Source organism: uncultured Sphaerochaeta sp. (assembly GCF_963676625.2).
GTDB lineage: Bacteria > Spirochaetota > Spirochaetia > Sphaerochaetales > Sphaerochaetaceae > Sphaerochaeta.
The window spans coordinates 226,203-234,728 of sequence record NZ_CAXXYB010000013.1; the positions used below are offsets into that span (position 1 = coordinate 226,203).

Genomic DNA, 8,526 nt, shown 5'->3' on the forward strand with positions numbered 1-8,526 from the left:
TCCTACCGTACCAAGGCACTTACATTTTGTGCACTTCGTTCGACTAATTGAATTTCCAAGGTTTTTTCTTCACCCTTTCGATTTATCAATACCTTTACCTTGTCACCACTACGGGTATTGAGAAGAGCAAGATACAAATCGTTGAGCTCTTCCACAGGATGCCCATTGATAGAGAGAAGCACATCACCACCCAGATAGATGACACTTGAACCATACTGCACCACCTGGGTGCCACCTTTAAGTCCAGCCTTCTCTGCAAGCCCTCCACTTACCACTTGGCTGATCAAAATTCCCTTGCTGACGGAAAGTTTTGCATAGGCAGCAAGTTGCGGAGTCAATTGCACCGGAATTATATCAAGCCATCCACGAATTACTCTTCCAAGTTTTATCAGATCAGGGATAACGGAGATCGCTGTATCTATGGGTATGGCAAAATTAAGTCCCTGGGAACTGCCTGTTGTCGAGTAAATCGAGGAATTGATGCCAATGACCTCTCCCCTGCTATTCAAAAGAGGGCCTCCAGAATTTCCGGGATTGATGGAGGCATCTGTCTGGATGGCATCCATGATAACCTTGCCTTCGGCAGTTTTTACTGGACGATTAAGACCACTGACGATACCGACAGTCATAGTCCGGTCATATCCAAAGGGATTTCCTATGGCTATCACTTTCTGGCCGATTTTTAAATCCTCACTCGTACCGATTGTAATGGGAAAAAGAGGAGTCGCCTTATCAACGGAAATCTTTATGACTGCCAGGTCATCCTCACTATCCAAGCCGACCAATTTCGCAGGATAGGAACGTTGGTCAAAGAGCTTTACCGTAAGACTGGTGGCTTTTTCCACTACATGGGCATTGGTCAGGATATAGCCCTCGGTAGAGAGAATTATACCACTGCCGGTTCCCTGGGCAGGAAGAACTTCCATAAAAGAGTTCACGGTAACATCCAAGGTTGTCGTAATATGTACGACGCTTTTGTTGCAGTTTTCATAGACCTTGATATTCTGCATTTCATCGGCGCTATATCGCCAGGAAGTATCTTGTCCTTCAAACAAGGATACTCCCTCGTCCCCATAAAAAATATTATCTACCGTAACACCTGCCATTGAAAGCAATCCTGCCTCACCTTCGTCCTTGACGATGGTGTGGAGAACTTTTTCCAATTCCTTGCGCTTTGCACTAGCCCCGATTGATTCTGTCCACCGCCAAAGCAAGACCGCGGAAAGGATTACCAAAACCAAGAGAGCCAAGGCAACAAGAACCTGTATGAATCTTTTTCGTGAATCCTTGAGCATACAGTAAGTTTACAGCCAAATAGCAGTAGATGACAACTATATTGAGCCAACCAGAGCTTCGACTTCCTCTTGTGTAGGTGGATTGCATCCTTTTCGGGAGCAATTGATGGAAGCAGCTGCATTTGCATACCGCATGGCCTTCTCTATGATTTCCCTGTCGAGGTCATGCAAGACAGGATCTTCACCATCTTGTCCAAAATAATTATTTTCGTGCAAAAATGAGAGGATGGCTCCACTGAAAGTATCACCTGCTCCTACAGTATCTACTACAGGTAAATCAATGATCGGCGAATTTACGGAGAACTTCTTGGGACTGAACCAAGTACTGCCTTGTTTCCCTCTAGTCAGGATGACATGTGCCGAGACTTCGGAACAAAGCGTTTTTGCCGCTTCCTCCACAGCAAGTCCGGGATAGAGCAACAAGAGATCCTCATCGCTGAGTTTTATGATATCGGCAAGCTTGCAAGCCTTGAAAAGTCGGGCCCTGTAAGCTTCAAAATCCTCGATGACCGTGGGGCGTACATTAGGATCGAGGAAGACAATGGGACGAGGGGTATAAAAATCGATGGCATCAAGGATTTCATCACATCCTGGCTTGATCGCCAAGGAGACCGAGCCGATATGCAGGACCTTTAGATTTGAATGATTGGACATTGAATTGCAAAGTTCTTCCGAAGTAAGGCAAACGGATGCGGTGTTCTTGCTATAAAAAGCATACTGGGCCTTCCCTTGATCATCCAATTGGGCAAAGCCAATCATGGAAGGCAAAAAGGAGTTGCAAAGTTCCGGATCAAAGAGAATCTTGTTGTCTACAAGATGGTCAAGTATCCTGACTCCAAACATATCATTTGACAGTTTTCCAAAAAAACTGACAGACGACCCCAGTCTTGCAGCCGCGGTTGCCGCATTCAAGCCACAGCCACCGACAAAGGATGCAAAATTATAGGATCTCTCTTCGCGAGAAATCCCAATGAAATCTATCAATGCCTCTCCGATTACTCCAATCATAACAAACACCCTCCTATAGATACTGCTTTTTCGGTTGCCCTACGACTCCTGCAAAAACCGCAACATATTGCTTGGCAGGACTCATGACAATCTTGGGAAGCAAAACTTCTTCGATTTGGAAAAACCCTACGTCGCTGGACATGTCAACATCAACGAGAATCGGTTTGTGCTCGCCCTTGCGAATCGTTACCTTCTCGATTGAATTTGCCGAATACTTGTGGATATCACCGGTTTTCGGGGCAGAGCTTATACTCATGGGAATCCTGGCCCTACCTTTTTCCATATCGCAACCATCGGCTACCAGAAGCAACCCTGCTTCAATGCTGTTGATTCTTCTATTGGCCATATGCCCAAGGATTCCTTCGGTAGCTACCGAAATAATGGCGACCTGTTTTCCCAAATCATTGGGAAAAACTTCTTTCAAGAGACGTTCCATAATGGGTCTGGCAATAATGATGCCTGTAATTTCATGATCGGTTCGAGACACACTCATCCCCAGGTCATGCAAAAAGGCTGCCAGCATTACGGCACAAACGCTGTCATCAAAGGTTCCCGATTCCTCGGTTTCCATCGATCCCTTTATTCCCGCATCCTGAAGCAAAGAAAGCATCTGGACACTATTATAGGCAACTTGGCGCATATGAACAGGCCCATGATCGTTATAATTAAGGCGTTTTATGGATACAGTGTTGGCAAAATCCTGGATAGCCCCGATTTCAGGATCGGAGACCAAGAGTTTTCCCAATTGATAACTAGGTTTTCCTTGATCAAGCAGACCAAGCAGATGTCTGTCTAGAATATGTTCTTTTGGTGACTTCATACAATAAAGAGTACAACAACTTTCAAAGACGGGAAAGCCTTCAGTGGAAAAAAAAGTATAAGAGGGATATACTATCGACATGAAGAAAGTAATGATGAGAGATTTCCGATGGCAAGGCAAACCGGAAATTTGGAAAAAAGATTTCAAGGAAGTTTCGTTGGCCGTCTCAGGAAAAACCGAGCTGCCCTCTTGTCCTTTGCTATTGGCCGTAAGTGACGAAGATTTTTCTTGCAGATTTCTCCTTGAAATCGCCCCAGTGGGAGGAGAGAGCGGCATTTGCGTCTACCATAGTGACCTCTCCTATGCAGCTGTTGGATTATCAACTGACACCTTGACGATCCACACCTCCATAAGGGGGTACGAAACCTCAAGTCATATTCCGTTTTCATCTACCTCCACGCAAATTCTCTGGCAACTGGACAGGATCGGGGAAAATGTCTCCATCTCATATGCACAAGATATGCAGGATCCCTGTTTTTCTCTTGTAACCAAGACCTCCTTGCCTGGGATGCAACAGGCTATTAGTTTCGGGGTATATTTTGCCAACGAGAACAAAGATTCCTATGAATCCCAGGTGCATTCAATCCGTTATACAAAAACAGAGGTTCAATAACTCAACCCACTGTAACAAGCAATGTAGATATGATATTATTCCTAAATCTTCATACCAAGCCCTTTGAAAGGGTAATCAAGGAAGGACAATTCATGGAAGAGCTGCATGCTGAAGAGCAGAAGGAAAAGGTCTCCCTCAACTTTATTGAAAGAATCATAGAGGATGACCTAGCTAACGGTAGGGTACCTGACAATACCATTGTCACCAGGTTCCCCCCAGAACCCAATGGATATTTGCATATCGGTCATATTAAATCGATTTGCATAAATTTTGGTCTTGCCCAAAAATACGGTGGCCGTTGCCATTTGCGTTTGGACGACACCAATCCAGCCAAGGAAGATATGGAATATATCGATTCCATAAAGGAAGATATCCACTGGCTTGGCTTCGATTGGGGAAAGTATGAATTTTATGCTTCAGATTATTACCAGCAACTCTATGAAATTGCATTAAGACTTATAAAAGAGGGAAAAGCCTACGTTGATAGTCTTTCCGCCGAAGAATTGAAAGAATATAGAGGAACTTTGACAGAACCCGGGAAGAATAGTCCTGATAGGGATAGAACCATCGAGGAAAACCTTCGTCTCTTCGAGGAGATGCGCCAAGGAAAATGTCCTGAGGGAAAGTATATTCTTCGTGCAAAAATAGATATGGCAAGCCCTAACATCAATATGCGCGACCCTGCCCTCTATCGAATCAAGTATGCCACGCACCCCAGAACTGGAGATACCTGGTGTATTTATCCCATGTATGACTTTACCCATCCGATCAGTGATGCAATCGAGGGTATCACCCATTCCATCTGCACTTTGGAATTTGAAGATCATCGGCCGGCTTATGACTGGGCTACGGAAATTGACGGAATCGAACATGCCCCACACCAGTACGAGTTTGCACGATTGAATGTCAATTATCTGCTTATGAGTAAACGCAGGTTGCTTAACTTGGTCAACCTGGGAATAGTAACTGGCTGGGATGACCCCAGAATGCCTACTATCAGCGGAATTCGAAGAAGGGGCTATTCTCCTGAATCAATGAAGGATTTCGTCGGCAGAGTTGGTGTTGCAAAGGTTGAAAGTGTCGTCGATTATTCCTTGATGGAGTTTTGTGTAAGGGAAGACCTTAACAAGAGAGCCGAGCGGCTTATGGTCGTCCTCGATCCCCTCAAGATAATCATTGATAACTACCCAGAGAATTCGATAGAGTATTTTGACGGAGACAACAACCCTGAACAAGAAAATTGTGGAACCCACAAGATTCCTTTTGGTCGGGAGTTGTACATTGAACGCGAAGATTTCATGGAAGTCCCTGCAAAAGGATACCATCGATTGTATCCAGAGAACGAAATCCGCTTGAAATATGCCTATTACATCACGGCCCATTCGGTTGTCAAGGATGCTGAGGGAACCATTACTGAGGTTCATTGCACCTATGATAGTGAATCCCGTGGAGGAACGACAGCCGATGGCAGAAAAGTAAAGGGAACCAGTCATTGGGTAAGTGCCACTGAGGGAGTATCCATTGAGGTAAGACTCTATGACAAACTCTTCAGTACCGAGTATCCAGGAGGAGAAACAGGCAATTATCTGGATGACCTCAACCCCGATTCCTTGAAAGTCATCAAGGATGCAAAGGCAGAACCTGAAATACTTCAGGCAAAGGTCGGAGACTATCTGCAATTTATCCGTAACGGATATTTCTGTGTCGACAGCAAGGATAGCAGTAACGAACATCCTGTATTCAACAGGACAGTCACCCTCAAGGATTCCTGGGCAAAGCTGAAAAAGAAAATGGGTATCTAGGGAATAGCGAAAGGGGCGTTTCAAGCGTCCCTTTCCGTTTCATTGCAAAGGACTGACAACCCTTAAAAGGAAAAAGAGGAAAAAATGAGCTATTTTTTTGACCAACATTTCCATGTCATGACCTTGGAGCATCCAAATCTCTTAAGTCTCATGTCCACGATCAAGGAAGGTCTGCCGAATTTATTAACCAGTGGAGCGCTTTCGCCAAGCTATATCCTGACAAATAAGAACCTTGTCCATTCCCAAATGCTCACTAGGGCAATGAACACCCTGATTACATTCGACCAACCAATAGGGCAGACCTTTGCTATGATGGAAGATGATCTTCAGGGCAAATTCCAAACCAAGGAAAAAGAAGGAGAACAAAAGGATCCTCCGTTCATACATGAAGGCAAAATGCATTTTCGTGACACTACCTATGACAAAATGGCCATGTGTCCTCTTCTTATGGATTTTTCCCAGAGAAAAGACAAAAAAGATAGCTTGTATTACCCACCGAATAATGTGCAAAAAATCCTTAAATATGCAGAGGATACACTTGAAGGCATTGACTGGTACCATAAGAATAGACCAGAGGGGCTTTTTGAATTCTTCCCACTCATAGGGATTACTCCCCCGGAACATAACCTGCAATTCATAGGAGACCTTTTGGAAACCTATATAGCCCAGGACAAGATCAGAAAAGGAAAACAGGGATTCTTCGGAATTAAATTCTATCCCCCACTCGGATACAATCCTTGGCCCACCGATGAAGCAGAGAAAGAAAAGGTCTGCATGATCTATGATTTCTGTGAAAAAAACAGCATCCCTATCATAACCCATTGCGATGACCAGGGATTCAGGACCATCAGCACAAAAAAAGCTTGGCTGTATACTTCTCCCGCCTCCTACAAACCTGTTTTGGAGCATTACCCTTCCCTAAAACTCGATTTCGCCCATTATGGATGGCAGTATAATAAATTGCAAAAAAACCCCATAAATATGATCAGTGCTGCGGCAAACAATTTGCCCGATTCTCCTTGGTTCTATGAAATCATCGAATTGATGCAAACTTTTCCACAGGTATATGCAGATGTCTCTTTCAGTGGAACTACTTCTGATTTCTATATCCAATTGGATAATTACATCAAGACACAAAATTCAGAAAAAGCAGATATCATCCGTAACAGAACGATGTTTGGTTCCGATTTCTGCGTCAACCTATTCAAAGTGGAATCGTATTCGCGCTATTACCAGATTTTTGAGCAATCACCATTTTCCAATGAGGAAATCAATTTGTTTGTGCAGTCAAACCCTTTGAAATTCATGGGAATTCCAGAATGAGAGTTTCCATGGCATAGAGTTTTGAACGCAAAAAAGGCAAGCCTTTCAAGCTTGCCTTACAAACAAGGGGTTATTTTCCTATCTTCTAGTAGTTCTTGTTGACCAATTCAAAAAAGGCCTGAGGATGACCGCAAACAGGGCACATACCAGGTGCTTTCTTCCCGATTACAATATGACCGCACTTGGAACATCTCCAAATTTGCTCATCGTCCCTGCTGAATACCAAACCATCCTCTACATTCTTCAAGAGATCAAGGTAGCGCTGTTCATGCGTCTTCTCGATGGCAGCTACCATTTCAAATAAAGTACCAATCTTCGCAAAACCTTCTTCACGGGCTTCCTTTGCGAAATTCACATACATATCGGTCCATTCATAATGCTCGCCGGCTGCGGCATCCTTGAGGTTGGTTTCTGTGTCGGCGACTGCTCCGCCATGAAGCAACTTGAACCATAGCTTGGCATGTTGTTTTTCATTTCCTGCAGTTTCTTCAAACATGTCGGCAATCTGCTCGTACCCTTCTTTCCGTGCCTTTGAGGCATAATACGTATACTTGTTTCTTGCCTGTGACTCACCTGCAAACGCTGCAGCCAGATTAGCTTCGGTCTTTGATCCTTTCAATTCCATACTTGTGCTCCTTCACTGCTTTTGGCAGCATTTTTTTCTAGACAATCGGGACAAATCCCGGTAAAAACAATTTCATAGGAATCTACTTCAAACCCTTTGGCATTGATTATCTTCGTCTGTATCCCGAGATCAGGAGAAACCTCAATATCGTCGACTCTTTTACAAACCCTACATTGTATATGGTAATGGGGTCGTATGGTTTTGTCAAAGTGATCAGGACCACCTAGCACACGAACGCGCAGAATAATTCCATCCTCTACCAAAAGATTCAGGTTTCTGTAAACAGTTGCCTTGCTTATCGTTGGGTGCTTGAGAATGATTGAGTCATAGATTTGCTCTGCAGTGGGATGGTCACAAGAGACCATTACTGCTTCATGAACCAATTCTTTCTGTATAGTCTTGCGAGTTTCTTTCATGCATTCCCTAATTAGTAATAATTCCTAATTAGTATAGTAAATCAATCAAACACTACTGTCAACAGATATTTCCAAAATGAACCCATCTAAGGGCATGCAACATATGCTTAAATTCGTAGACCTTGACACTGACGATAGTGAACAAGAAATAAAAAAATGAAAACCATGGTTTTGTTTTGTTTTAATTTTACTTCATCATTATTAGTAAATTTTTTATCAATAAAATAATAACATGTTTTATTTATATTATTATAAATTAATATTTTATTATTAATAATTTCTTTTTATAAGGCATAATAATTAGTAAATTTCTATAAATTATTTGACAAAAAAACAATATGGACCGTATAATCATTTTCAGATGGGAGCTTATATGAAACAACGGAAACGAAGAGTAGATGACAGGAAAGTAGCAGCTTACTTATTCAATTTGCCTGGATTTATTATGTTCTGTTTTTCTATTGTCATTCCTTTTTTTCTGGGAATAAACATAGCTTTTACCGACTGGAACGGCATCACCACAACCTATAATTATGTCGGATTGAAAAACTTCATTTCCGTATTTACAGACCAACGAATGCTGCTTCCTATACGAAATTCCCTTGTTTTTGCAGTTCTGGGTGT

General features: G+C 42.9%; 8 protein-coding genes and 1 pseudogene. 4 read left to right on the forward strand and 5 right to left on the reverse strand.

The window, feature by feature from the left end; all coding sequences use genetic code 11:
- Positions 1–2: 2 nt before the first annotated feature.
- Genes ACHZBG_RS17450 through ACHZBG_RS17460 form a run of 3 tightly spaced genes read right to left on the reverse strand, consistent with a single transcriptional unit; the run spans position 3 to position 3,123 of the window.
- Positions 3–1,295 carry a trypsin-like peptidase domain-containing protein gene (locus ACHZBG_RS17450; protein WP_320130744.1) on the reverse strand — a complete coding sequence of 431 codons (1,293 nt, stop codon included), beginning with the start codon at positions 1,293–1,295 and terminating at the stop codon, positions 3–5.
- A gap of 36 nt (positions 1,296–1,331) precedes the next feature.
- Complete coding sequence (locus ACHZBG_RS17455) at positions 1,332–2,303, reverse strand: carbohydrate kinase (RefSeq protein ID WP_320130745.1); 972 nt, start codon at positions 2,301–2,303, stop codon at positions 1,332–1,334.
- 13 nt (positions 2,304–2,316) lie between these two features.
- Positions 2,317–3,123: a phosphohydrolase gene (locus ACHZBG_RS17460; RefSeq protein ID WP_320130746.1), complete on the reverse strand. Its 807-nt coding sequence runs from the start codon at positions 3,121–3,123 to the stop codon at positions 2,317–2,319.
- Positions 3,124–3,202: 79 nt separating this feature from the next.
- On the opposite strand from ACHZBG_RS17460, the gene ACHZBG_RS17465 reads away from it, so the two are divergent.
- From ACHZBG_RS17465 to ACHZBG_RS17475, 3 genes are all read left to right on the forward strand, one after another.
- Positions 3,203–3,736 (forward strand): hypothetical protein, encoded by a 534-nt coding sequence (locus tag ACHZBG_RS17465; RefSeq protein ID WP_320130747.1) that lies wholly within the window; start codon positions 3,203–3,205, stop codon positions 3,734–3,736.
- Positions 3,737–3,828: 92 nt separating this feature from the next.
- Positions 3,829–5,538 (forward strand): glutamine--tRNA ligase/YqeY domain fusion protein, encoded by a 1,710-nt coding sequence (locus tag ACHZBG_RS17470; RefSeq protein ID WP_320130748.1) that lies wholly within the window; start codon positions 3,829–3,831, stop codon positions 5,536–5,538.
- Positions 5,539–5,622: 84 nt separating this feature from the next.
- Positions 5,623–6,861 (forward strand): amidohydrolase family protein, encoded by a 1,239-nt coding sequence (locus ACHZBG_RS17475; protein WP_320130749.1) that lies wholly within the window; start codon positions 5,623–5,625, stop codon positions 6,859–6,861.
- A gap of 85 nt (positions 6,862–6,946) precedes the next feature.
- Here ACHZBG_RS17475 and rbr read toward each other — a convergent pair whose 3' ends face one another.
- Positions 6,947–7,486, reverse strand: a complete 540-nt coding sequence (rbr, locus tag ACHZBG_RS17480) for a rubrerythrin (RefSeq protein WP_320130750.1) — start codon at positions 7,484–7,486, stop codon at positions 6,947–6,949.
- Positions 7,477–7,902 (reverse strand): transcriptional repressor, encoded by a 426-nt coding sequence (locus ACHZBG_RS17485; RefSeq protein WP_320130751.1) that lies wholly within the window; start codon positions 7,900–7,902, stop codon positions 7,477–7,479. Before ACHZBG_RS17485 ends, rbr begins: the two co-directional genes overlap by 10 nt.
- Positions 7,903–8,275: 373 nt before the next feature.
- Between ACHZBG_RS17485 and ACHZBG_RS17490 the strand changes: the two are divergent.
- Positions 8,276–8,526: pseudogene (locus ACHZBG_RS17490) on the forward strand (hypothetical protein); the annotation flags it as partial.

Coding starts and splice junctions, on each gene's coding strand:
- ACHZBG_RS17455 (WP_320130745.1), bottom strand. CDS start 2,303: ATGATTGGAGTAATCGGAGAGGCATTGATAGATTTCATTGGGATTTCT.
- ACHZBG_RS17450 (WP_320130744.1), bottom strand. CDS start 1,295: ATGCTCAAGGATTCACGAAAAAGATTCATACAGGTTCTTGTTGCCTTG.
- ACHZBG_RS17485 (WP_320130751.1), bottom strand. CDS start 7,902: ATGAAAGAAACTCGCAAGACTATACAGAAAGAATTGGTTCATGAAGCA.
- ACHZBG_RS17465 (WP_320130747.1), top strand. CDS start 3,203: ATGAAGAAAGTAATGATGAGAGATTTCCGATGGCAAGGCAAACCGGAA.
- ACHZBG_RS17475 (WP_320130749.1), top strand. CDS start 5,623: ATGAGCTATTTTTTTGACCAACATTTCCATGTCATGACCTTGGAGCAT.
- rbr (WP_320130750.1), bottom strand. CDS start 7,486: ATGGAATTGAAAGGATCAAAGACCGAAGCTAATCTGGCTGCAGCGTTT.
- ACHZBG_RS17460 (WP_320130746.1), bottom strand. CDS start 3,123: ATGAAGTCACCAAAAGAACATATTCTAGACAGACATCTGCTTGGTCTG.
- ACHZBG_RS17470 (WP_320130748.1), top strand. CDS start 3,829: ATGGAAGAGCTGCATGCTGAAGAGCAGAAGGAAAAGGTCTCCCTCAAC.